The 24,085-nt window shown below is 76.5% G+C and carries 17 protein-coding genes and 1 pseudogene; 8 read left to right on the top strand and 10 right to left on the bottom strand.

Going from position 1 to position 24,085, the window contains the following annotated elements:
- Positions 1 to 6 precede the first annotated feature (6 nt).
- Entirely contained in the window at positions 7 to 1,755 is a 1,749-nt protein-coding gene (locus OG335_RS01060; protein ID WP_405009028.1) for a serine/threonine-protein kinase, read from the top strand.
- A gap of 149 nt (positions 1,756 to 1,904) precedes the next feature.
- Here the strand turns inward: OG335_RS01060 and OG335_RS01055 are convergent, their stop codons facing one another.
- The gene (locus OG335_RS01055; RefSeq protein ID WP_405009027.1) at positions 1,905 to 3,695 is read right to left on the bottom strand and encodes a S8 family serine peptidase; all 1,791 of its coding nucleotides are present in this window, start codon (positions 3,693 to 3,695) and stop codon (positions 1,905 to 1,907) included.
- A 337-nt stretch (positions 3,696 to 4,032) separates the two neighbouring features.
- On the bottom strand, positions 4,033 to 7,005 hold the full coding sequence (locus OG335_RS01050) for an AAA family ATPase (protein WP_405009026.1): 2,973 nt from the start codon (positions 7,003 to 7,005) through the stop codon (positions 4,033 to 4,035).
- Positions 7,006 to 7,323: 318 nt separating this feature from the next.
- On the opposite strand from OG335_RS01050, the gene OG335_RS01045 reads away from it, so the two are divergent.
- The 3 genes from OG335_RS01045 (at position 7,324) to OG335_RS01035 (ending at position 10,837) form a co-directional block, all read left to right on the top strand.
- Positions 7,324 to 8,247, top strand: a complete 924-nt coding sequence (locus OG335_RS01045; RefSeq protein WP_405009025.1) for a DUF4394 domain-containing protein — start codon at positions 7,324 to 7,326, stop codon at positions 8,245 to 8,247.
- Between the two features lie 628 nt (positions 8,248 to 8,875).
- A complete protein-coding gene (locus OG335_RS01040) occupies positions 8,876 to 9,079 on the top strand; it encodes a cold-shock protein (RefSeq protein ID WP_405009024.1) in 204 nt (67 codons plus the stop codon).
- Between the two features lie 282 nt (positions 9,080 to 9,361).
- Positions 9,362 to 10,837, top strand: a complete 1,476-nt coding sequence (locus OG335_RS01035; protein WP_405009023.1) for a DEAD/DEAH box helicase — start codon at positions 9,362 to 9,364, stop codon at positions 10,835 to 10,837.
- A gap of 120 nt (positions 10,838 to 10,957) precedes the next feature.
- On the opposite strand, the gene OG335_RS01030 is transcribed toward OG335_RS01035, so the two are convergent.
- Positions 10,958 to 11,338 carry a hypothetical protein gene (locus OG335_RS01030; protein WP_405009022.1) on the bottom strand — a complete coding sequence of 127 codons (381 nt, stop codon included), beginning with the start codon at positions 11,336 to 11,338 and terminating at the stop codon, positions 10,958 to 10,960.
- 192 nt (positions 11,339 to 11,530) lie between these two features.
- Here OG335_RS01030 and OG335_RS01025 point away from each other — a divergent pair, with 192 nt between their 5' ends.
- The gene (locus OG335_RS01025) at positions 11,531 to 12,220 is read left to right on the top strand and encodes an SDR family oxidoreductase (RefSeq protein ID WP_405009021.1); all 690 of its coding nucleotides are present in this window, start codon (positions 11,531 to 11,533) and stop codon (positions 12,218 to 12,220) included.
- Here OG335_RS01025 and OG335_RS01020 read toward each other — a convergent pair.
- The 5 genes from OG335_RS01020 to OG335_RS01000 all read right to left on the bottom strand — a co-directional run bounded on the left by OG335_RS01020 (position 12,189) and on the right by OG335_RS01000 (position 21,320).
- Positions 12,189 to 14,246 (bottom strand): ATP-binding cassette domain-containing protein, encoded by a 2,058-nt coding sequence (locus OG335_RS01020; protein WP_405009020.1) that lies wholly within the window; start codon positions 14,244 to 14,246, stop codon positions 12,189 to 12,191. The genes OG335_RS01025 and OG335_RS01020 overlap by 32 nt on opposite strands.
- Positions 14,247 to 14,304: 58 nt before the next feature.
- Positions 14,305 to 16,104: an ATP-binding cassette domain-containing protein gene (locus OG335_RS01015; RefSeq protein WP_405009019.1), complete on the bottom strand. Its 1,800-nt coding sequence runs from the start codon at positions 16,102 to 16,104 to the stop codon at positions 14,305 to 14,307.
- Positions 16,105 to 16,291: 187 nt separating this feature from the next.
- Positions 16,292 to 16,417 (bottom strand): SapB/AmfS family lanthipeptide, encoded by a 126-nt coding sequence (locus OG335_RS01010; RefSeq protein WP_100886905.1) that lies wholly within the window; start codon positions 16,415 to 16,417, stop codon positions 16,292 to 16,294.
- A 114-nt stretch (positions 16,418 to 16,531) separates the two neighbouring features.
- Positions 16,532 to 19,147, bottom strand: a complete 2,616-nt coding sequence (gene lanKC, locus OG335_RS01005; protein ID WP_405009018.1) for a class III lanthionine synthetase LanKC — start codon at positions 19,145 to 19,147, stop codon at positions 16,532 to 16,534.
- Between the two features lie 1,039 nt (positions 19,148 to 20,186).
- A complete protein-coding gene (locus tag OG335_RS01000) occupies positions 20,187 to 21,320 on the bottom strand; it encodes a sensor histidine kinase (RefSeq protein WP_405009017.1) in 1,134 nt (377 codons plus the stop codon).
- 204 nt (positions 21,321 to 21,524) lie between these two features.
- On the opposite strand from OG335_RS01000, the gene OG335_RS00995 reads away from it, so the two are divergent.
- The 3 genes and pseudogenes from OG335_RS00995 to OG335_RS00985 all read left to right on the top strand — a co-directional run.
- The gene (locus OG335_RS00995) at positions 21,525 to 22,226 is read left to right on the top strand and encodes a response regulator (protein ID WP_405009016.1); all 702 of its coding nucleotides are present in this window, start codon (positions 21,525 to 21,527) and stop codon (positions 22,224 to 22,226) included.
- Between the two features lie 264 nt (positions 22,227 to 22,490).
- Positions 22,491 to 22,916, top strand: coding sequence for an ATP-binding protein (locus OG335_RS00990; RefSeq protein WP_405009015.1), 426 nt, complete (start codon positions 22,491 to 22,493; stop codon positions 22,914 to 22,916).
- Between the two features lie 24 nt (positions 22,917 to 22,940).
- Positions 22,941 to 23,283 (top strand): annotated as a pseudogene (locus OG335_RS00985) (arginine deiminase family protein); the annotation flags it as partial.
- An 86-nt stretch (positions 23,284 to 23,369) separates the two neighbouring features.
- Here OG335_RS00985 and OG335_RS00980 read toward each other — a convergent pair.
- Positions 23,370 to 23,741 carry a fic family toxin-antitoxin system, toxin component gene (locus OG335_RS00980; protein WP_405009014.1) on the bottom strand — a complete coding sequence of 124 codons (372 nt, stop codon included), beginning with the start codon at positions 23,739 to 23,741 and terminating at the stop codon, positions 23,370 to 23,372.
- Positions 23,738 to 23,986: a hypothetical protein gene (locus OG335_RS00975; protein ID WP_405009013.1), complete on the bottom strand. Its 249-nt coding sequence runs from the start codon at positions 23,984 to 23,986 to the stop codon at positions 23,738 to 23,740. Before OG335_RS00975 ends, OG335_RS00980 begins: the two co-directional genes overlap by 4 nt.
- Positions 23,987 to 24,085 lie beyond the last annotated feature (99 nt).

Below are 24,085 nucleotides of genomic sequence, written 5' to 3'. Positions count from 1 at the left end.
GGGGCAATGGAGTCGTTGAGAGCGGGCGACCCGCGGCAGGTGGGGGAGTACCTGCTGCTCCGGAGGCTGGGCGCGGGCGGCATGGGAGAGGTCTACCTCGGCCGCAACCCGGGCGGCCGGACGGTCGCCGTGAAGATGGTGCGCGGCGAGTACGCGGCCGACCGCGAGTTCAGGCTCCGCTTCCGGCAGGAGGTGTCGGCGGCCCGGCGGGTCGGCGGCCGGTGGACGGCACCCGTGCTGGCCGCCGACACCGAGGGCGACCACCCGTGGGTCGCGACCGGGTACGTCGCCGGGCCGCCGCTCTCCTCCGCCGTCCGGGAGTTCGGGCCGTTGCCCGCCCCGGTCGTCCGGGCGCTCGGCGCGGGACTGGCCGAGACGCTGGAGCACGTGCACGGCATGGGCCTGGTGCACCGCGACATCAAGCCGTCGAACGTGCTGCTCGCCCTCGACGGCCCCCGGCTGATCGACTTCGGCATAGCCCGGGCCCTCGACGCGGCGACGGCGCTCACGCAGTCCGGCTTCGTCGTGGGCTCGCCCGGCTTCATGTCGCCCGAGCAGGCGCAGGGCCGCCCGGCCGGACCGCCCGGCGACGTCTTCGCCCTCGGCGCCGTCCTCGCGTACGCCGCCACCGGGATCGCACCGTTCGGCGAGGGGGTCAGCGCGGCCGTCCTGCTCTACCGCGTGCTGCACGAACCGCCGGAGCTCGGCGAGCTCGACGGCGAGCTGCGCGCACTGATCCTCGACTGCCTCGCGAAGGCGCCGGGTGACCGGCCGACCCCGGCCGCCCTGCGGGAGCGCCTCCGCGCGGGCGAGGGCGGCACCGTGCGGCTCGGCCGGAGCGGCTGGCTGCCGGCGGCGGTCTCCGAGTCCGTCGCCCGGCTCGCCGTCGACCTCCTGAGCCTCGACCTGGAGGGTGCGGAACCGGACGGTGCGGAACCGGGCGGCCCGCACGGCCCGGGCGGTGCCGACGGCGATCAGGGGCCGGCCGGGGACGGCGGCGGCGCGATGCCGTCCGCACGGGACGACGGCGCGGACGGCCGCACCCCCACGGCGCCCGGGACGGTACGGGCCGTGGGCGATCCGGCACCGGCGGCCGCAGTGGCCGACACGGCTCACCCGGGCGGCACCGGCGGCACCGGTGCCGCCGCCGCGGCGACCGCGGACGTGGTCGCCGCACCGGGCCCCGCCGCCCGCCGCCGGCTGGTGCCGGTCGCGGCCGGGATGGCGGCCGTCCTCGCGACGGCCGGGCTGACCCTGTGGCTGTCCGGCTCCCCGGCCGGCGGCGGGACACCGGGCGCGGCGCCTGAGGCGTCCCGGTCCGCGTCCCCGTCCGCCTCGCCGTCACCGTCCCCGTCACCGTCCCCGTCACCCTCCCCCACGGCTCAGCCGATCGCCGAAGGTGCCGTCCCCGCGGTGTTCCTGGGCACCTGGGAGGGGACGGTGGTGCCCAGCCGCGGCAAGGGCTCCGGCAACACCCTCACCTACCGCGTCCAGCTGTTCCAGGGCCGGATCGGCGAGACGGTCAGCCGCGCCACGACGGCCTTTCCCAGCATGAGCATCACCTGCGGCGGCGGCACCGGGATCCTGATCTCCGCGACGCCCGACACCCTGGTGGTCTCGGAGTCGTGGCCCGCGAGCAGCAACGGGTGCAACGGCCTGGTGGGGGTCGAGGTGGCCCTGAAGCTGAACCCCGACGGCAGCGTCACCTGCTCCCAGGACGGCTTCAAGCCCGGCAGGCTCACCCGGGCGCACTGACACAGCCGCCGACGCGGCCCGGGGCGGCCCGACGCGGCCCGGAGCGGTCGTCCGGACATACGAGGGCGGGCCCGGTCGTGGTGACCGGGCCCGCTCCCGTCGTCCGTCGTCCGGCCCGCCGCCCGGCGCGTCGTCCGATCCGCCGTCTGTCAGCCGGCGAAGCAGAGGGCGCTCGCGCCCATGGGGTAGCAGGCGATGCTGCGGGTGGTCGTGCCGGTGAGGCCGGTCCGGTCGGTGACGGTCAGCTGGGCGGTGTACGTGCCCTGCCCGGCCGGGTAGCGGTGGGAGACGGTGGCCCCGGTCGCACCGGTGGAGTCGCCGAACTTCCAGCTGTAGGAGGCGATGTCACCGTCGGGGTCGGTGCTGCCGGTGGCGTCGAAGGTGCAGTCCTGGTACCAGCAGGACGCCACCAGGGAGGCCTTCGGGGCGTTGCCGGTGGGCGGGGGCGTGCTGCCGGCCGTGACCTGCTTGGACGTACTGCCGGTGAGGCCGCTGTTGTCGGTGACGGTCAGCTTGACGGTGAACGTGCCCGCCGCGGCGTAGGTGTGCGAGGGCTTGACCGCGGTGCCGGTGGTGCCGTCGCCGAAGTCCCAGGCGTAGGAGGCGATCGAGCCGTCCGCGTCGGTGGAGGCGGAGGCGTCGAAGGCGCAGCCGAGCCCGGAGTTCGCGCACGTGGCGGTGAAGTCGGCCACCGGGTTGCCGGGCTGCGGCGTGGTGCCGCCCAGGCCGTTGACGATCAGCAGCTTGTTCGGCGAGCCGCTGCCCGCACCGGTGACCACGCCGGAGGCCGCCGCGGCGACCAGGGCGTCACGGACCTGCTTGGGGGTGGCGCCGGGGTGCGCCGAGAGGTACAGCGCGGCGGCGCCCGCGGCGTGCGGCGTCGCCATCGAGGTGCCGCTCATGGTGGCGGATCCGCCGCCGTTCTTGGTCGACACGATGCTGCCGCCGGGGGCGAAGAGGTCGAGGCAGCTGCCGTAGTTGGAGAAGCTGGAGCGCGCGTCGTTGCTGTCGGTCGAGCCGAGGGTGATGGCGGCGGCGACCCGGGCGGGGCTGGTGGAGCAGGCGTCCTTGCTGTCGTTGCCGGCCGCGATCGCCACGGTCACACCGGCGTTGATGGCGCCGGTCACCGCGTCGTCCATCACGGTGTCGGCGCTGCCGGCGAGGCTGAGGTTGGCGACGGCGGGGCCGGAGTGGTTGCGTGCGACCCAGTCCATGCCGGCGGCGATCTGCGAACTCGTACCGGTGCCGGAACAGTTGAGGACCCGGACGCTGACGATCTTCGCCTTCTTGGCGACGCCGTACTCCTTGCTGCCCGTGGTGCCGGCGGTGTGGGTGCCGTGGCCCTGGCAGTCGCTCGCGTCGGAGTCGTTGTCGATGAAGTCGTAGCCCGAGGTCGCCCGGCCCTCGAAGCTGGGGTGTTGGAGGTAGACGCCGGTGTCGACGACGTAGATCGTCACGCCGGAGCCGTCGTTGGGGTAGGTGTACGTGCTGTCCTTCGCACCGTCGATGCGGTCCAGCCCCCAGGACGGCGGATTGGCCTGACTGCCCGTCAGGTGCACGGTCTTGTCGGCCTGCACGTACCGGATGCCGGGCGCCGCGGCGATGCGGCGGGCCTGCGCCTCCGTGGCGGAGAGGACGAATCCGCGGAGCGCGCTGGAGTAGACCTGGCCGACGGCGCCGCCGTGCGCGGCGACCAGCTCGGCGGCGCGACTGCGGACGTCGGAGGCGGCGGCCGCCGGGGAGGGCGTTCCGTCCATCGCGACGACGTAGCGGCCGGGCACCGCATCGGCGTCCTGCACGCCCCGGATCTCGCCGAGGGCCGGTGTCGGGGCGGGGGCGGCCGTCGCGGCGGCCGCACCGGTGAGGGTGAGCAGGGCCGCCAGCGCGGCGGTGCCTATCGCGCGCAGTGGTGTGGGGGTCGGTGCGGGGGGCGTTCGCATGCTCGTGCTCCTGGGGCGTGGGGGTGCGCGGGCCCGTCGAGGGACCGTGCTGTTCTGTTCGGGACGTCACCGGTGCTGCGCGGCGGCGGAATCGGGGGCCGCCGCGGTGACGCCGATCAGCCTCGGTGCCCGTGCAGTGCCGGAACAATCCGTAGGGGCATGGGTAGGCGTACGCATTCGTGCGTACGGCCCGGCGGCCGGGTGGATACGTACCGCCGGGCCTGGTGGGGGCCGGCGTCCGCCGCGTAGCGTGGGCCCGCGGCGGGAGGCCGGGCGCGGCGTCGGGTGGGACGCGGCGTCGGGTCGGGCGCGGCGTGGGGTCGGGCGCGGCCGGAGATCAGGCGTGCCCCGCGGGCACCTCGTCCGGCAGTGGCACCACGGCAAGCGCTGCGGCGACCCCGCCGCGGCCGGCCACGTCCAACTTCCGCAGCACCTTGGCGACATGCTGTTCGACGGTGCGGGGCGAGAGGAACAGGGTCTCGGCGATCTCGCGGTTCGTCGCGCCGGTGGCGACCAGCCGGGCGACCTCCTGTTCGCGCGGCGAGAGCAGGCCGCTGTACCCGCGCCGTCCGCGGCGCGAGGGGGTGGGCACGCCGACGGCGCGCAGCGTACGGCGGCACCGGGCCGCGTCGTGCACCGCCCCGAGCGCGTCGAACTCCTCGATGAGGGACCGCAGTCGGTCGAGGTCATCGGCGGCGGGCACGCCCGCGCCGGGGCCACCGGGTTCGGGGGCGGCCGCCCTGCGGCTCCGGACGGCCGCCTCGGCGCAGCGTGCGGCCGGATACGGCTTGGGCAGCCGGGCGTAGCGTGCCTCGGCGAGGGTGAACCATTCGGCCGCGTCGGTGTCCCGGCCCGCGGCGCGGGCGAGCAGCCCGTTGCAGACGGGCACGGCGGCCAGGCCCAGGGGGAGGGCGCGGCCGTCGACTCCGGCGGCGAACTCGTCGGCGAGCGCGGTCGCGTCGGCGGTGCGACCGGCCCTGATGAGCGCGGTCAGCGCGGCGGGGACGAGGTCGGCGGCCCAGGCCCAGAGCGCCTTGCGGCGGATCCGGGCGACGGTGCGTTCGGCCTCGGCGCAGGCTGCCGGGACGTCGCCGCGGGCGAGCAGGATACGGACCATCGCGCCGGACGCCGCGGCCAGCAGGGGGGTCGGCGCGTTGTCGGGGTCGGCCAGGGCGGCGGCCTCCAAGTGGTCGGCGGCTTCCTGCCACTCGCCCCGGGCGGCGCCGAGGAGGCCCAGCACGAGCCCGGCGTCGGAGCGGATGTCGGAGGGGCCCTCGGCGATGTCGACGGTGTGCCAGGCGCGTTCGGCGAGTCCGGGCCACCGGCCGTGGCTCCACTCCAGCCGCAGTGCGGTGCCCTCGATGATGCCGGCGAGGAACGGCGCCCGGTTGGCGGCGGCGAGGCGGCGGCCCTCGTCGGCGTAGCGTGCGGCGTCCTCCTGGAGGCCGAGCCAGGCGGCCTGGTCGGCGAGGTTGGCGCACATGCGGGCGAGTTCGAGGCGTTCGGCGGGCTCTGCGGGCCGGGTGAGGAGTGCCTCCGCCTCGGCCCGTACCGCCGGGTCGCCGGCGCTGAGCCGCAGTGCCAGGTGGTTGCCCCGCACGGCGAGCCGCAGGGCGCCGCTGCCGTGGGCCCGCGCGAGCCGTTCGGCGCGGCGGATCCACTCCTGGTGCACGGGCTGCGGGTCGGTGCCCCAGGTGGGCATGGCCAGGCTCGCGAGGGCGCGGGCGGCGAGGTCGGGTCGTTCGTGCAGTTCCTCGACGGCGACGGCCGTGTCGGCCCGGCCCTGTTCGTGGTTGCCCGCCTGGTTGTTGAGGAGGAGGCCGAGGTTGAGCCGGATCTCGCCGCGGACGGCGTCGGGGAGGTCGCCCGCGTCGACGATGCGGCGCAGGAGACGGCTCGACCGGCGGTGGGTGAGCCCGATCATGGCGAGGCGGCTGAGCCGGACGGCGAGCCGTCCGCGGTCGGCGTCGGGCAGGGACGCGTCGTCGAGGAGCCGTTCGAGGAGTTCGACGGCGAGCGCGGTGTCGCCGAGCGCGCGGGCGGCCTCGGCCGCCGCCTCGCCGTACTCGCGCCAGGCCGGCAGGTCGCCCGCCTGCTGTGCGTGGTAGGAGAGTTGGACGAGGGGCGGCTTCTCCTGCGCGGCGAGGGCGTCGATCGCCCGGCGGTGCAGGCGGCGCCGGTCGAGCCGCAGCAACTGGTCGTGGACGGCCTGTTGGGCGAGGCCGTGCCGGAAGCCGTAGCGGTCGTCGCCGTGGTCGTAGAGGACTCCGGCGTGCAGGGCCTCGCTCAGTGCGTCCAGCCCGGCCTCGCCCGGGTGGCCGGAGACGAGGGCGAGGAGGTCGTCGTCGGCGGCGACCCGCAGCACGGCGGCGGCGTGCACGACGTCGACCGCGGACGGCGAGAGGGAGGCCATGCGGTCGGCCATGGCCTCCTGCAGCAGTGTGGGCACGGCCATCGTGTCGAGGCCGACGGGTCCGGGCCCGTCGCCGTCCCGCGGGAGCGCGCGGACGGTCTCCTCCAGGACGAACGGGATGCCCGCCGTGCGGTCCAGCAGCCGGGCGGCGAGCGCGGGGCCGACGGGCCGGCCGGTGAGCGCCGCGGTGAGCGAGCGGACGCCCTCGGCGTCGAGCGGCCGTAGCGGCATCACCACCGAGGCGACACCGGGCGGATGGCGGTAGGCGCGGCCCAACGGCATCCCGGCGCGGGGGAGTTCCTCGCGGCGGTGGCTGAGTACGGTGACCAGCCCGGGCGGTGGCGCGTCGACGAGGAAGCGTACGAGGTCGCGGGTGCCGTCGTCGGCCCAGTGCAGGTCCTCCACGACGAGGGTGACCCGCCCGAGCGCGCCGAGGAGTTCGCGGACCGCGCGGAACACCCGGTGCGTGTGCGCGGCCTGGTCGGCGAGCGGCTCCGGTGCGGGAGGCAGCCGGTGGGCGAGCTCGGGGAGGTACGGCCGCAGCGCACCGCAGACGGGGTTGAGGCCGAGCGGCAGCGCACCCTCCAGCGTGCGCAGCACGTCGAAGAACGGCCCGTACGGGAAGGGTTCGCGCAGCGGCGGGCAGGCCCCGGCGAGCACCACCCCGAGGCCGCCCGGGGGACTCCCCCCGGCGCGGGCGCCGCGCTGCGGGACGGCGCCGTCCCGCGGGCGCCGCAGGGCCTCGCGGATGAGCCGGGTCTTGCCGATGCCGGCTTCGCCCTCGATCAGGACCACGGCCGGGGCGGACCTCAGCGCCTCGGTCAGGCGGTGGAGTTCCTCGGCGCGTCCGACCAGGACGGGCGAGCCGTCGCGACCGCCCGGTGCACCGTCGGCCATGGGCGCCTCCACAGGGCCACGGGAAACGGATGATGCGAGAACCTACTGGCTCCGCCCGAAGGCGGCAAGGGCCGCCCCGGGCGGCCAGCCCCGGCAGGTCCGCCGCAGGCGCCCGGGGGAGGTCCGCGACAGGCGCCCGGGGAGGTCCGCCGTAGAGGCCGTTCCCGGCGTGGGCCGCCGGTCCGTGCCGACGGCGCGTCAACTCCTGCGCCGTGCGGGTGAGGCCCCGGGGTTGCGAACGTTCGTCCGGTGCCGGCGTGTGTGTTCCTTGGGTCAGCGGTCGCCACCCGGGCGCCGCGGACCCCGACAGGAGTCGTCTTGCGCAGGACACTGCTCACCACCACGCTCGTACTCGCCGCCACCGCCGTGGCCGCCCTGCCCGCCCACGGTGCGGCCGCGCCGGGCGCCGCCGTCCCCGGATCCACCGCGCACCGCCCGGCCAGGCCGGCCGACGGCAAGGTCCGGGACGACCTGCGCTCCGTCGGCCTGACGGACGACCAGCGGCTCGTGGCCTTCCCGGTCGTCCACCCCGACCAGGCCCGGACGATCGGCGCCGTCGACGGACTGCAGGGCGACACCCGCCTGATCGGCATCGACTACCGCGTCCAGAACGGCATGCTCTACGGCGTCGGCGACCAGGGCGGCATCTACACGATCGACGACACCAGCGGCTGCTCCACCAAGGTCTCGCAGCTCTCCGTGGCCCTGCAGGGCACGTACTTCGGCGTCGACTTCAACCCCGCCGCGAACCGGCTGCGGATCGTCTCGGACACCGGGCAGAACCTCCGCCACAACATCGACGACCCGAACGGCGCGCCCGCCGCGGGCACCACCGCCGTCGACGGCGTGCTCGGCAACCCGGCCGTCCCGCCCGCGACCACCCCCACCACGGCGACCGGCGTCACCGGCGCGGCCTACACCAACAACGACCTCGACCCGGCCACCGCCACCACCCTCTTCGCCCTCGACACCGCCAACGACCGCATCTCCCTGCAGTCGCCCGCCAACGCCGGCACCCTCGCCCCCACCGGCCGCCTGGGCGTGGACGCCGGACCGGACGCGGGCTTCGACGTCTACTACTCGGCGAGCCACGGCAGCAACCACGGCTACGCCGCGCTGGGCGTCGACGGACAGCGGTCCTTCTACCGGGTCGACGTCCTGACCGGCCGTGCCGTGGCGCTCGGCACCTTCGGCGCCGACGACCGGGTGGTCGACATCGCCGTACCGATCGGCCAGGACTGAACGCCCCGCCCGCCCGCCCGTTCCCGTTCCCGCCCGCGCCGCTGACGGCGCGAGCGAGCCGCTCCACCCGCTCCGCCCGTACGACCTGAAGCCCTGTCCCCGACAGAGCTGAAGGCGGAACCGCCCGCCACGACCCGCGTGCCGACGGTTCCGCCCCGCAGTCCGGCGCCTGCCTGAGAAACACCCGCCCGACTGCACCCCGCATTCGACGCAGCACACCGCGTGGATTGGCCCGTCATCCGATCGGGTTCCGCGGTCCTGCGATCCGGTGTCCGCCGCCGTGTCCACCCGGCCCCGCGATGCCGCCGGTACCGAGGGACGGGGCGTTGCGGACGCGCTCCGCAGCCGGTCCGCGCCCGCCCGCCACGGGCTGTGACGGGGCCGTTCCGGCAGGTCGCGTGACGGTCGGCACAGGGTGTGACCGGCGCGGACGGTGAGGGTGCGGGGCCGCTGCCTGCTACAGTCGATGCAGTTGCAGTTGTGGTTCCCATGAACTCTGTGTGCGCCTGCTGATTACTCGCGGGTGTCTTGTTTTTTCCCGGCTCTTTCCGGGTGGGCCATCATCTCGGCGACGCGTGGTGCGCGTGGTGCGCACCTCGGCATAGCCCCCTCGAAGGAGATTTCTTTTATGGCTTTCGGCACTGTGAAGTGGTTCAACTCGGAAAAGGGCTTCGGCTTCATCGAGCAGCAGGACGGCGGCGCTGACGTCTTCGCCCACTTCTCGAACATCAACGCCAACGGCTTCCGTGAGCTGCTCGAGGGCCAGCAGGTCGAGTTCGACGTCGTGCAGGGCCAGAAGGGCCTGCAGGCGGAGAACATCCGTCCGCTCTAGTCCTGTCCGCTGTGGGCCCCCGCCGTGCGGGGGCCCACAGCGTGTTCGCGCACCGTGCACCGCCGGGCACTCCCGGTGGCCGCGGTGCGCGGGGCCGTGCGAGGTCGCACACGGTCCGCGGGCCCGCGCCCGTACGCCGGCGGCTGCCCACCGCAAGGGGGTGCCCCGGACGGTTCCACCGTCCGTGCCGGGCGCCCGTCCCCCGGTTCGTTCTGGCAACTCCGTCCGGCCGTGGCCCGCGGAGCCTTCCCTGCGACGTGCCGCCCCGAGGAAGGTCTCCGCATGAACCGTTCCAGCCGTTCGCCGTACCAGAACACCCGCTCGCGCCCCGCTTCCGGCGCGAGCTCCTTCGGTTCCGGCGGTTCCGGCCGCCGCCCGGCCCCGTCGAGGGGCCGTCAGGCGCCCGCCGGCCGCCAGGAGTTCGCGATGCCCGTGGACACCACGCCCGGGCTGCCCGCCGTCGAGGCGTTCGACGAGCTCGACATGCCCGCCGCGCTGCTCACCACGCTGGCCCGGCACGGGGTCACGGAGCCCTTCCCGATCCAGGCCGCCACGCTGCCGAACTCGCTGGCCGGCCGTGACGTGCTCGGCCGCGGCCGCACGGGCTCCGGCAAGACGCTCGCCTTCGGCCTGGCCCTGCTGGCCCGCACCGCGGGCCGCCGCGCCGAGCCCGGCGAGCCGCTGGCGCTGGTGCTCGTGCCCACCCGTGAGCTGGCCCAGCAGGTGACCGAGGCGCTGACCCCGTACGCGCACTCGGTGCGGCTGCGGCTCGCCACCGTGGTCGGCGGTGTGTCGATCGGCCGCCAGGCGCAGGCGCTCAAGCGCGGTGCCGAGGTCGTCGTGGCCACGCCCGGCCGGCTGAAGGACCTGATCCAGCGCGGTGACTGCCGGCTCGGCGAGGTCGCCGTGACGGTGCTCGACGAGGCCGACCAGATGGCCGACATGGGCTTCCTGCCGCAGGTCACCGAGCTGCTGGAGCAGGTCGCCGTGGGCGGCCAGACGATGCTGTTCTCGGCCACGCTGGACCGGAACGTCGACCGGCTCGTGCGCCGGTTCCTGAAGGACCCGGTGACGCACTCCGTCGACCCGTCCGCCGCCACGGTGAGCACGATGGAGCACCACGTGCTGCACGTGCAGAGCCACGAGAAGGACGCGACGATCGCGCACATCGCCTCCCGCGAGGGCGGCGTGATCATGTTCACCGACACCAAGCACGGCGCCGACCGCCTGGTCCGCGACCTGCTGGCCAACGGCGTGAAGGCAGCGGCGCTGCACGGCGGCAAGTCGCAGCCGCAGCGCACCCGCACCCTGGAGCAGTTCCGCACCGGCCGGGTGACCGCGCTCGTCGCCACCAACGTCGCCGCCCGCGGCATCCACGTCGACGGCCTCGACCTGGTCGTCAACCTGGACCCGCCCGCCGACCACAAGGACTACCTGCACCGTGGCGGCCGTACCGCCCGGGCCGGGGAGACGGGCACCGTGGTCACGCTCGTCCTGCCCAACCAGCGCCGTGAGATGAGCCGCATGATGGCGACGGCCGGCATCACCCCCGCGACCGCGCGGGTGCAGCCGGGCGACGCGGAGCTGACCCGCATCACCGGTGCCCGGGTGCCCACCGGGGTGCCGGTCGTGATCGCCGACCCGGTGGTCGAGCGGCCGCGCCGCAGTGCCGCTCCGGGCCGCGACCGCCGTAGCCGTCCCGCCCGCGGTGCCGCGGCCGGCAGCCGTGGCGGCCGTCGCCCCACCCGCACCGCGTAGTCGCCCGGATCGGGCCTCGGGCCCGCCGCAAGCAGCGGCGGGCCCGAGGCCGGTCAGCGGGAGTCGGTCAGCTCATCGGGAGTCGGTCAGCCGAGGCCGGTCAGCGGGGGTCGGGGGCGGTCACTGGTCGGAGTAGCTGAGGTCGCCCACCGTCCAGCTACTGATGTCGGCGATCGCGATGCGGTACATGCCGCCGGTGTGGGGCAGGCCGAAACTGCCCTGCAGGATCCGCGCCACGTGCAGGTGCAGGTAGGTGGGCCCGGCGCCCGGTGCCGTGCGGGCGTTCGGTCCGGTGGCGTCCGCTGCGAAGAGCGAGGCGAACGGCTTGAGATGTTCGGAGGCTTCGAGCACCTCGGCCACCCGCTGCCGCCACACGGACTCCGGCGCGAGCCTGCCCGTGATGACGGCGCCTGGGACGACCACGGTGAGGGGCATCTGGTTGCTTCCCCCGGATTCCACCATGGCGGCGATGTCGACAAGCAGCCCATCGGGTTTCGTCATGCGGACAGGGTAGTCCCGGGCGCTCCGTGCTGTCGGCACCCTGTGGACTCCGCCCCCGGCCCCACCGGTGCGGCCCACGGCGGACCGGGTGCACGCCGGTCCGGTACAGGACGGTCCGGGTACGGGACGGCCTGGTGCACGTCGGCCGGAAATCGGCTCTGGTGCGCCACCGCTGCGGGTACACGCGATGACATGGGCACACATCTCATCACGGGCGCGGGCTCCGGCATCGGCGCGGCGACGGCAGGTCTGCTCGCGGAGCGCGGTGACGAACTCTGGCTCCTGGCCAGGGATACGGTGCGGGCCGCACAGCTGCGCGAGCAGTACCCCGGCAGCCGGACGCTCGTCGCGGACCTCGCCGCGCCCGACGGTCTGGCGGCGGCCCTGCAGGGCCAGGAGCGCCCGGGCCGACTCGACTCGCTGCTGCACGTCGCCGGCGTCATGGAGCCCGGCGCGGTCTCCGACCTGGCGGCAGGCCCGTGGCAGGAGACGTTCGCCGTCAACGTGCTGGCGCCCGCCGAACTCACCCGGCTGCTGCTGCCCGCGCTGCGGGCCGCGGGCGGGCACGTGGTGTTCCTCAACTCCGGTGCGGGCCTGCACGCCCCGCCGGGCCTGGTCGCGTACGCGGCGTCGAAGTTCGCCCTGAAAGCGCTGGCCGAGGCACTGCGCGCGGAGGAGCACCGGCACGGTGTGCGGGTCACCACCGTCTACCCGGGCGAGGTCGACACGCCGATGCAGGCGAGGCTCCACGACCGGCTCGGGCTGCCCTACGACCCGCGGACCTGCATCCGCCCGGAGTCGGTCGCCGCCGCGGTGGCCACCGCCCTCGACCTGCCGCGGGACGGCACGCTCAGCGATCTGATGATCCGTCCGGGCTGTTGACCGCGCCGACCGGGCGCCACACCCCGCCCGGCCCGTCGCCGCCATCCGGCCCGTCGTGGTCCGGCCCGTCGCCGCCATCCGGCCTGCTGTCACCGGCCGGGCCGCCGTGGAGGTCGGCGTAGGCGGGCACCGTCGCGAGCAGCTGCGCGTGCGTGCCGAGGTGTGGAGCCGCGCCGTCGAGGAGGAGGACGCGGTCGGCGCGGCGGGCCGGCCCCGGCCGGTGGGTGACGGTGACGACGGTGCCGGGCCGCCCGCGGAACGCCTGCTCGACCCGCAGCTCCGCCGCCGCGTCGAGGTGGCGGGTCGCCTCGTCCAGCACCACGAGGCGGGCCGGTGAGAGGTAGGCCCGGACGAGGGCGACCAACTGCCGTTCGCCCGCCGACAGGGCGGCGGGTTCCAGCTGTCCGTCGAGGCCGCCGGCCCGCGCCACCAGAGCGTCCGCACCGAGCGCGGAGACCGCCGCGGCGACGGCCCCCGCGGACGCGTCCGGGGCGAGCCAGCGCAGGTTCTCGCCGAGCGGACCGGCGAACACATAGGCGTCCTGCGGCAGCAGCACCCGGCTGCGGGCCAGCACCGCCTCGGGGACCGCACCGGGCGGCACCCCGCCCAGCAGCACCCGGCCCCGCCCGGGCGGCACGATGCCGCACAGCACGTCGGCGAGCGTCGACTTGCCGATCCCCGACGGCCCGACCACGGCGAGGTGCTCCCCGTCCGCCAGGGCGAGGTCGAGCCCGTCGAGGACGGGCTCCGGTGCCGCGCCGTACGCGAACGTGACGCCGGCGAGTACGACCGAGCCGTCCGCCGGTCGCGCCTCCGGGCCGTCCGCCTCCAGGCCCTCCGCCCGTTCCTCCGCCTCCAGGCCCTCCGCCTCCGGGAGGCGGGCCGCGTCGGCGAGGCGCTCCGCGGCCACCGCCATGCGCAGCCAGGACGCGCCGACGCCCTGCACGAGGAGCCGCAGCGCGGGCTCCAGCGTGCCGGTGACGTACGCGAGGACGCCGACCACCTCGCCCGCGGTCATGCCGCGGCGCACCAGTGCGGGAGCGGCCAGCACCACCAGCAGCAGCGGCAGGTGGGCGCCCGCCGCCACGACCAGGCGGCGGACCGCCGCCACCCGGGCCAGCGCCCGCCCGGCCGCGGCGTTCGCCGCCACGGCCGCCACGAGCTCGTGCTCGGCCCGCCCCTGGGCCCCGCACGCGACGAGGTCGCGCAGCGCCTGCACGGTGTCGACGCAGAGCCGCGCCAGCTCCTCCTCCGCGAGGAACGCCCGCCGCTGCCGCCGGACGGTGGCCGGGGCCAGCGCGGCGAACGCCAGCAGCGAGCCCAGCAGCGGCCCGGCGACCAGCGGCACCGCGGCGGGCGCGAGCGCGGCGGTGCCGGCCACGACCGCCACCGCCGTGAGGGCGAAGTGCGAGACGACCAGCAGCTGCCCGGCCGCGGCGTCGCGGACCGCCTCCACCTGGCGGGTGAGCTGGGCGACGGCCACGGCGGCGGAGCCGTCCCGGCGGCCGCGGGCCGCGACGGTCCGGTGCAGGGTGCCCGTCACCACGGCGCGCATCAGGCGGTCGCGCAGCGGTTCGACGATCTCGGCGAGCCACGGGTAGGTCTGCCGGGACGCCCAGGCCCCGAGCAGGGTGACGGCCGCGAAGACGGCCAGCCACAGTGCCGCCTGGCCTGGCCGGTGGCCGAGGAAGCCGCGGTCGACGGCGAGGGCCAGCGCCTTGCCGGAGACCAGGGCGGGCGCCGCGGAGAGCATCGTCCAGAGGGCGAGCCGGAGGGCGGCGCGGCGGCTGTCGGCGAGGGCGGAGCGCAGCAGCCGGGCAGCCGCCCGGCCGGGTGCGGCACCGGGCTTCCCGGCCGCCGGCCGGTCGGCCGCACCGGGGCCTGCCGTTCCCGCCGGGCCTGCTGTTCCCGCTGGTCCTGCCGTTCCCGCCCTGCCGGTGGCGGCCGTCGCGTCCGCCGGGTCGGTGGTGTCGGTGGTGCCGGCAGTGTCGCTGGTGTCGGTGGTGCCGGTGGTGGCTGGGGGCATCCGGGGTGTCCTCCCACTGGTCGGGGTGTCGTTCGCTCCGCAGGGCGGTGCCCGGACGTCAGGGGGCGGCGTCCGTGTCGGCCGGGCCGCCGAAGAGGCGCCGGTAGGCCGGGTCCGGCCACAGCTCCCTGTGCGGGGCCAGAGCGCGGATGCGTCCCTCGTGCAGCCAGGCGACGGCGTCCGCGCGGGCCGCCGTCGAGGCGCGGCGGGTCACCGTGAGCCGGGTGTGCCCGGCGCGCCCGTCCGCGACGGCGCGCAGGACGGCGGTCTCGGTGGCCGTGTCGAGGCTGGAGGTGGCATCGTCGAGCACGAGGAGCCGCGCCTGCCGGGCGAACGCGCGGGCCAGGCCGAGGCGCTGGCGCTCCCCGCCGGACAGCGGGACGAGCGGTACGGCCGTCCCGTAGCCGGCCGGGAGGCGGCGGACGAAGGCGTCGGCCTGCGCGGCCTCCGCCGCCCGCCGCACCACCCCGCCGGACACGGGGACCGGGCCGAGCCCGATCGCGTCCTCGACGGTGCGGCCCGGCAGCACGGGGTCCGGGAAGCCGTGGGCGACGGCGGTCCGCAGGGCCTCGGGGCGGATCTCCCGGAGCGGGACGCCGTCGAGCAGCACCTCGCCCTCATCGGGGGTGAGCAGGCCGCCGGCCAGGGCGGCCAGCAGGGAGGTGCCCGAGCCGGAGACCCCCACCACCGCCACCCACGCGCCGCCGGGCACGGTGAGGGCGAGCCCGTCGAGGACGGCGGCACCGGACCGTCGCACCACGATGCCGCGCAGGTCGAGGCGGCCGTCGCCGTCCGGCAGCGGACGGGTGCCCGCCGCGGGCACCGGGGCCTCCAGCACGTCCCGCACCCGGGCGGCCCCGGCGCGCGCCCGGGAGAGGTCGAGGAGGCTCTGCGCCGTCCCGAAGCCGCTGAGGCCGATGCCGGTGTAGCCGAGGGCGGCGAGCAGCCCGCCCACGGTGAGGCGGCCCGCGGTGAGCTCCGCTCCGGCGGTCGCGAGGACGGCCAGCTGGGTGGCGGGGGCGAGCAGGGCCGTGGCCCAGGCGACGCGCCGCTGGCTCTCCCACAGCGCGCGGCCGTGCCGCGACAGCTCCGGGACGGGCCGCAGCACCCGCTCGATCTCCCGGTCGGCCGTGCCGGACGCGGCGATGCTGCGGGCCCCGCTCAGCGCGTCCACCAGGCCCGCCGCGACCGCCGCCTGCGCCCGCTGGTACCCCTCGCCGAGGCGTGCGGTGCGCCGCAGGTGACCACGGACGAGGAAGTGCGCGGCCGGAGCGCTCACCAGGAAGGCCAGCGCGAGCGGCACCGCGAGCAGCGCCAGGGCGGCGACGGCGCCGACCGCCATCAGCAGCTGGGCCGCCGACCAGACCACGGCCGGTGCGGCGAGAGCCGCCTCCGGCGCACTGCCGGTCAGGCGCGCCACCAGGTCGCCCGCGGGCAGCCGGTGAGCGGGGTGGGCGCCGGCCGCGACGACCCGGCGCACCATGGCCGCACGCAGGTGCGCGGTGGCGTCGGCCGTGGCGCGCGGCCCGGCGTACTGGCCCGCGCACTCGGCGCCTGCCAGGAGGGCGAGGACGGCGAGCAGCGGGGCGGCGGCCGCCGCGCCGTGGCCGGAGAGGGCCCGGTCGACGGCGCCGGCGAGGGCCGCGGGGAGGAGGAGGGTGGCCGTGGTGCTCCCGGCCACCGCGAGGGCGAGCACTGCGGACCAGCGGCGGCCGTGCAGCAGCAGGCGGCGCCGGTCCGCGGCCGGCCGCGCGGTCGTGCCAATGCCGGTGCCGGTGCCGGTATGGGTGTGGGTGTGGGTGTCGGTTCCAGGGTCAGGCCGGGGCCCGGCACCGGGAGCGTGGCGTCCTGCGGCCATGCGGTCCTCCGGATACGTCGGCGGGCCGCGCACGGGCGCCGTGGGCGGCAGGACGGGCGGACAGGCGGACAGGCGGGCGGGCGTGCGGGTGGCGGACGTGCAGGCCGGCCCGGGCGGTCGCTGCCGCCCGGGCCGGTTCCTACGAGGGGTCAGCCGTCGGCGCGCCGACCGGCGGACCCGCTGCCGCTCAGAGGCAGAGCAGCGTGCTGACCGTGCTGTTGGTGCAGTTGACGGCGCTCAGCGAGCTGAGGACCGACTGGTACTCGGTGGTCTCCTCGGGCGTCTCGAGCGCCTGCAGGCTCAGGATCGACATGGTGAACTCCCATCGGGTCGTGGAACCGTGCTCCCGGCGGTCTGCCGGAACTCGTGGGCGGCGGGTCCTCCCGCCGCGGTGGGGCCGCCGGCGCGGGGCCGGCGGGTGGAGGGGTCAGGGACGGCGGTCGGGCGGCGCGGTCGCCGGGCCGGGCCAGAACGGCAGCGGGTCGGTGCCGGCGAAGGCGTACCCGAGCGCGGCCATCAGCCCGGCGGAGCCGGTCGCGAGGTCCATCGAGAGCCGCAGCAGCTGCTCCCCTGGGAAGGCGAGGCGGCCCTCGTACGGGACGGCGTGCCAGGCCAGCCGGCGGACGTGGCGGCGGATCGGGTCGGCGTGTGCCGCGGTGTCACCCTGCAGCAGTCGGAGCAGCGCGATCAGACCGGCCCGTCCGTTGAACAGGCCGGACTGGACGATGAACTCGGGCTCGGCGGCGCCCCGGATGCCCGCGAGCCGCTCCGCGGCCTGCGCGTCGGGCCGGTGCCGCAGGTAGGCGTGGAGCACCGCGCCGATGCCGGCGCTGCCGGACTCCAGGTACGGCAGCACCCGGGTGCCGTCGTCCACCTGCAGGGTGCCGTCCTCGGCGGTCACGCAGCGGGTGAGGTCCCGGGCGAGGGCCTGACCGGCGAGGTCGAGCAGTCCGTCGTCGCTCGTGGTCCCGTGCAGGTGGAGGAGGAGCAGGGCGGTCCCCGAGGCGCCGTGGAGCAGGCCCGCGCGGGCGCCCGGGGCGGCCGCCGGGGTGCCGCCCGCCGTCAGCCCGAGTTTCGCCGCGGCCCGCTCGGCCGCGTCGAGGGCGGCGAGGTGCAGGGCGTGGTCGCCGGTGGCCCGGGCGAAGTGGTGCAGGGTCAGCCCGATCCCGGCGAGGCCGCCCGCGAGGTCGGGGCCGTGGCCCTCCGGGTCGTCCTTGAGGAGGCGGTCGAGCAGGTTCATCGCCTCGGGTCGCCGTCCGAGGAGGTCCAGGACGTACGCGACGCCGTGCCCGCCGATGAACAGGCCGGGTCGGCAGGGTTCGCGGGCGACCGCGTCCAGCAGCCACTGCACGTGCTCCTCGTCGACCGCCGCACCCGTGGCGTGGAGGGCCCACAGCACCCCGGCCGCGCCGTACGCCAGGCCGAGCCCGTCGTGGGTGAACTGCCCCGGGTCGCCGGGGAAGAGGCGGTCGGTGCGTTCCGGTGAGGCGCTCGCGGCGACGGCCGCGGCGAGCTCCGCGCGCAGGTCCGGCCAGCCGGTCGGGTCACCGTCGAGCAGCTCCGCGAACGGCTCCGCGAACGGTGCTGCGGTCGGCGCTGACGCCCGTGTCGCTGACGGCGGCTCGGACGGCGGCGCGGACGGGCCCGCCGCCGGGGTTCCGCCCGGCCGCAGCGCCCCGGAGGGCAGGCCGAACCGCTCCTCGGCTGCCGCGGCCAGCGCCTCCGCCTTGCCGGGGGCGAGCGCGGAGAGCGGCAGCAGGGGGAGGAAGATCCAGAGCCGCAGTGCGGCCAGCGCGTAGGTGTCGACGGCGGTGCCGGTGAGCTCGGGCGGCGCCGCGAACCCGGCCGCGCCGAGCGCGGGGCGGACGAACCGGTCGACGGGGGAGGCGAGTTCGAAGTCGACGAAGGCGACCCTGCCGTCCGGCCGGACGATCAGGTTGCGCGGGTGGAGGTCGCCGAAGACGATGCCCCGCGCGTGGATCGCCCGCAGTCCCTGCTCCACGCCGTCGATGATGCGCAGCGCGTCCTCGCGGTAGGCCGCCACCGTCCCGGGCGCGGGATCGGGGTGGATCAGGGGGTAGTTCCGCCCGAACCAGCGGTGCAGCGGCTCGCCCTCGACGTACTCCTGCACGAGGAAGTGGTGCTCCCAGGCGGTGAGATGGCCGAGGGCCGCCGGTACGGCGTCCACCCCCTCCAGGTGCCGGAGCACGTCGTGCTCGCGGCCCAGGCGCAGCACGGCGTCCTCGCCGCGCTGGTCGAGGCCGGCGTGCGGCCTGGCCTCCTTCAGCACCACCTGCGGGCCGCCGCCCGACGGTCGGCCGAGGTAGATGCCGCCACCGTTGGAGAAGTGCAGGGCGCGTTCGACGGTGTACGGGAAGGCGTCGGTGCTGGTGGTGGCGGATCCGGCGAGCGCCTCGCGCAGGACGTCCGGCACGGGGGCCCAGTCCGGCACCTCGAACACGGCGCGGCGCACGTCGGGGCGGAGCCGGCCCGAAGGCTCCCGGAAGGCCAGCACGAGCTCCCCGGTCTCCGAACGGCAGAACTGTTCCGTGAAACCGCCGTAGCGCAGGTACAACGGCCCGTTCCGCCAGCGCAGATCGCTCAGGATGTACGGGCCGGGTGCGCCGTCGAGTGCCGCGTCGAGGTCGTGCAGGCACTGCTCCAGCGCCGCGTCGTCGCGCGGGTAGAGCGTCATGAACTTGCCGCTCGAACCCCGTGACGCGTACTTGGCGTTCTGGGTCTGCACCAGCGCGGGGCTGCGCAGGAACTTGAACGCGACCCGCTGTCCGAGGCAGTGGTCCCGTACGACGGCGAGGATGTGCTCGGCGTTGTCCAGGCACGCGGAGACGTGGATCTTCCAGCCCTGGTCGGGCAGGGTCTCGGCGGCCGGATGGAAGCCCACCCACACCTCGCGGACGTTGCGCACCCATCCGGGCGGCACCGGTTCTCCCGCCGCGGAGAACTCCTCCAGGGCGGCCCATCGCACCGGCGAGTCGTAGAACAGCTTGTCGGCGTAGGAGTACGCCTCGTATCGCATGTCCATCAGGACCCTCCAGAGGTCGCGTGGGGTGGCGGATCGGGTGCCGTGCCCGGCGCATCGCGGCGCCGGCACCGGAGACGTCCGGCGCCGTGCAGGCAGGTGTGTCCGAGGTGGGCGGGTGCTGGGGTGCCGGGCCGGCGGCGCGTTCCCCGGGGGCGGTGGAGCCCCGCAACGTGGCCGTAGGGGTGGGTCCGTGGGCGGGCCGCCGGCCGTTCGTGCTCCGGGCCGGTCCGGTTTCCGCCGAGGTGAACGCTAGGTTCGGCCGTCGTCCACCGGGCAGGGCGCGGCCCGGGCGCACGTGTGCGGTGCCGTCACGCCCTGTTCGTGCGCGGTGCTCCGGGGGACTCCGCGCACCCCGGGCGCGACCGGTGACCAGCCGCGCGATGCCTTCCGGGCCTGGTCCCGGGCCCCGGGGGGCCGGGTTCGGTCGGGGCCTCACCGCCGTCCGCGCCGCGCGGGCGCGTGGTCGGCCAGGTCGCTCCGGCGCAATGGGGCCGCCCGGGGTACGCCCCGCGCAGCCGAGGTGACGAAACGTCAGATTTGATCGGTCTGTGACAAGTTGTCTACGGCGATGTTCGTTTCAGCCCGGTCGGGCGGGGCGGACGGGGACGGCGCAGGGACGCCCCCCGCGTGCGCGGCCCGGGCGCGGGCCACCCGCTGCGTGTGGCCCGCACCGGCGCGGGCAGACGGCGACCCGAACGGGACGCCTGCCACTCGGTCGGCGCCGGCGACAGGAGGTCGGATCCATGGTGCTCGTGGCGGTTGTCTCCCTGGCGGTCGTGGTCTTCGCCGCCGGCCTCGGCATGGCCGTGGCGGCCGTGGCCCTCGTCGGACTCTTCTCGCCGGCGTCCCGCCGGATCTGAACCGCGCGGCCCGGCACCACTCGCCGTCCGGCCCGGGACCCGGAGCAGCGCGGGGCCCGGCACCACTCGCCGTCCGGCCCGGGACCCGGAGCAGCGCGGGGCCCGGCACCACTCGCCGTCCGGCCCGGCACCACCCGCCGTCCGGCCCGGGACCCGGAGCAGCGCGGGGCCCGGCCCGGTCAGGCGGCCGGTGGCAGACGCGCGGTGACCTGCCAGCCGCCCTCCGGAAGGGGACCGGCCGTGAGGGTGCCACCGAGGACGGTCGCGCGTTCGGCGAGACCGACCAGGCCGAAGCCGCCGCCGGCACCGGCCTCCGTCGGAGGCGCCGCCGCGTCCGCGCCGTCGTCGGTCACGGTGACCTCCAGCGCACCCGCGCGGGCCTCCACGGCCACGGACACCGAGGTCGCTCCGGCCGCGTGCTTGCGCACGTTGGTCAGGGACTCCCGGACGATGCGGTGCACCGCCGCCGCGAGCTCGGGGGAGAGCGGATCCGGCAGGTCGGGCGAGATCCGCAGCCGGACGGGCGGGCCGGTGCGTGCGAACGCGTCCGCCAGCGCCCGCACCTCGGCCAGCCCCGCGACGGGCGCGGTCGGCGCGCCCTGCTCGCGCAGCAGCCCCACCAGCCGCCGCATCGAGGCCAGGGCCCGGTCGGCCGCGGCCTCGATCCCGGCCAGCGCGGCCTGCGCCTGCCCGGCGTCGGCGCTCACGAACCGTGCGGCCCGCGCCTGCACCGCGATGCCGGTGACGTGGTGCGCGACGAGGTCGTGCAGTTCCCTCGCCAGCTCCCTGCGCTCCGCCTCGCGCACGGCGGCCAGGTCACGCAGCCGCTTGCCGTCCTGCGCGCGCAGCAGCAGGCACGCGGCGGTGACCGCCGCCGTCAGGACGGCGAAGACCAGCGTGAACGGTCCGGGGTCCTCGTCGCGCAGCGGTACGCCCACCGCACCGGCCCCCAGGGCCGCACCCAGCAGCGCCGCGGTGCGGGGCGGGGCCGCGCGCAGCACCTCGGCCAGCAGCACCAGCAGCGCGGCGGCCTCGCCCGCGCCCCACACCGACAGCGGCGGGTCCCACAGCAGCAGGGTCAGCGTCACCGACCACGACAGCGCCGCGGCCGCGCCGGCCCGTACGGTCAGCGGCACCCGGGCGAGGGGGATCGCGCAGCAGCACACCAGGACGCCGCAGACCCACACGAGCACGTGCGGCCCGGTCGGCTGGCCGGCCAGCAGCGCCCCCTCCAGACTGACCAGGGTCACCAGCAGCGCGGCGGCGGCGGTCCGGGCGGCGGCCCCGGCCCGCGGGCGTCTCCACGGCGTCATCGTGGCCCTCCTCCGTCCCGGTCCGCGCCCGGTCGCGCACGGACCGGCCCTCCCATGGGACGGGGCGCCCACCGGCCCCGCAACCGCCGGTCCGCACCCCCTGCCCCCGCGGCCCGGGGTTGCGGGCCGGCAGGCCGTCCGTTGCGATGAAGAGGCCTGTGCCGGACCTGCGGGAGCGCCGGCGGCGGGGAAGGAGCGGCGGCCATGGCGATCTCGGTGGTGATCGCGGACGACCAGGAGATGGTGCGGGCCGGCTTCCGGATGATCCTCGACAGCCAGGACGACATCGAGGTCCTCGCCGACGTGGCCGACGGCGTCGCCGCGCTGGAGGCGGCCGAACGCCTCCGGCCCGACGTGCTGCTCCTCGACATCCGCATGCCCGGGGTCGACGGGCTGGAGGTGACCCGCCGGCTGAACGCGCCGGGACGCGGGCACACCCCGCGGATCGTCATCGTCACCACCTTCGACCTGGACGCGTACGTCGCCGCCGCGCTGCGTGACGGCGCCGGCGGTTTCCTGCTCAAGGACGCCAGCGCGGCGATGCTCGTCGAGGCGGTCCGCGCGGCCGCCGCGGGGGACGCCCTGATCTCCCCGGCCATCACCGTACGGCTGCTGCGCGAGCTGCGGCCCGCGGCGCGGCGGGCCGGGCCGCGGGAGCCGTCCGAGCCGCTCACCGGGCGCGAGCGCGACGTGGTGCGGCGCCTGGCGCACGGACGGACGAACGCCGAGATCGCGGCGGACCTCTTCGTGTCGCTCTCCACCGTGAAGTCGCACCTCGCGAACGTCCAGGCCAAGCTCCGGGCGCGGAACCGCGTGGAGATCGCGGCCTGGGCCTGGGCGAGCGGCCTGCCGGACGAGCCCGACGAGCCCGACGAGCCCGAGCCTGAGCAGCACGAGCCCGGGTAGCGGGCGCCGGGGAGCGGGGAGCGGGGAGCGGGGAGCGGGGAGGGGGACGGCGGGACTCGTCCTTTCGGCCGGTGCGCGATGGCTGCGCGGCCGATACGTCCGGTGCGAGGCGCTCCGTAGCGTGGGGGCAGCGGCACGGGCAGCACCACCCGCCCGTGCCTGCCCGCCCCGCGTGCTCCCGGCTCCCGGCCGCACCGGCCCGGGCCCGGCACCCGCCATCCGCCACGCCGTCGATGCGGCGCCGCCACCGTGGAAGGAATCCCCATGCTGATGACCGAACCCCGCTCCGACTTCGCCGCGGACCTCACGCTGCCGCGCCACCCCAAGGCCGCCGGGCAGGCCCGGCGCGTGGTGAGCGCCATGGACCTGGAGGACCAGGACCTCGCGGACCGCGGCCACCTGCTGGTCACCGAGGCCGTCGCCAACGCCATCGAGCACGCCTCCGGTACGCACCTCCAGGTGGTGCTCGCCCGCGACGAGCGGACCGGCGGGCTCTTCGCCGCGGTGTTCGACGCCGAGCCGGCGCGTCCGGTGCAGCGGCACGTGCCGGCCGAGGGGCTGGCCGAGTCCGGCCGCGGCATGGCACTGATCCGGACGCTGAGCGAGGACTGGGGGTGCCTCGCGGTGGGGGAGGGCAAGTGGGTCTGGTTCCATCTCGTCCCCACGGCCTCGGCGCCGCTGCCGCCCTGACCCGGCCCTCCGCGCGGAGCCCGCGCCCGGGGCGCCGCCGAGCACGTGATCGTGGCGGGCATGCCCGAGCTCGGCTCCGGGATGCACCTCGACACGGTGTTCACCTTCGCCGACCGCGACATCGTCACCCGCTACCCGACGATCATGGACGCGGTCCGCACCTTCTCGCTCCGTCCGGGTGACCGTGCGACTGCGCGCCCGTGCGCCCGGCGTCGAGATCACCGACGAGGGCTCACGCGCCTTCACCGACGTCGTCGCCCGGGCCCTCGGACTGCCCGCGCTGCGCGTGATCGCCACCGGCGGCGAGGTGTACGCCTCCGAACGCCGGCAGCGGGACAGCGGCAACCGTGGACTACTGACCGCCCCACCCGCGGGACGGGCGCGGCGATCCGGTCCCGCCCGCCCGGGGCCCGGGAAGAGCGGTGCCGCCGCGGGGCGCCGTGCGCCCCGGGCTCAGCGGTGCCAGCCGCGGATCGCGACGGCCGTGCTGCGCACGTCGAGCGCCTCGTCGCGGATGCGGCGGGCCAGCTCGACCGCGGCCTTGGGTTCCGCGGTGACGATCTCGCCGCTGGCGGCGAGGTAGGAGGCGGCGACCACGGCCGCGAAGTGCTCGTTGCCGTGGTCGAGTGCCGGCACCCGGACGAGCTGGTGCATGAGGGCGGCGGCCCGCTGGTGCGGGGCGCCGTAGACGGGCACCTCCATGACCGCGTCGGCGTGCCGGGCGACCGCCGCGGCCAGCGAGCCGTAGTCGGTGACGTCGGGGTCGTGCGGCAGGAACTCGTGGGCGATGTCGAGGAGCCAGGCCCGGTCGATGTGGAGGATCACGCGGCGGTGTCCCGCTGGGCGCGGGTGGTGGTGCGCGCCGCGTACGGGCCGAACTCCTCCTCGAAGGCGGGGCCCCACGCCTGCGAGAAGTGCGCGGCGGCGGTCAGGAAGCGGTGCCGGCGTTCGTCGGCCTCCTCGGCGAGTACCGAGCGGGCGTAGTCGGGCAGGGTCATCCCCGCCGCTTCGGCGCGCTGCGCGAGCGCCTCGTGGGCGTCGTCGTCGAGCCTGACGTTCAGCTGCTTCATGCGCAGCAGCGTAGCGGCCGGTATTCGGGCCTACAACCGCGTCTGCCGCAGTGGTGCGGCGGCCGCGGGCCGGTGGCCCCGGCGCGCGGCGGGCGGCGC

It is taken from the genome of Kitasatospora sp. NBC_01539 (assembly GCF_045040525.1).
In the GTDB taxonomy this organism is placed as follows: Bacteria; Actinomycetota; Actinomycetes; order Streptomycetales; family Streptomycetaceae; genus Kitasatospora.
Note: the sequence above shows the minus strand (reverse complement) of the source record. Positions and strands in the feature narration are given on the sequence as shown.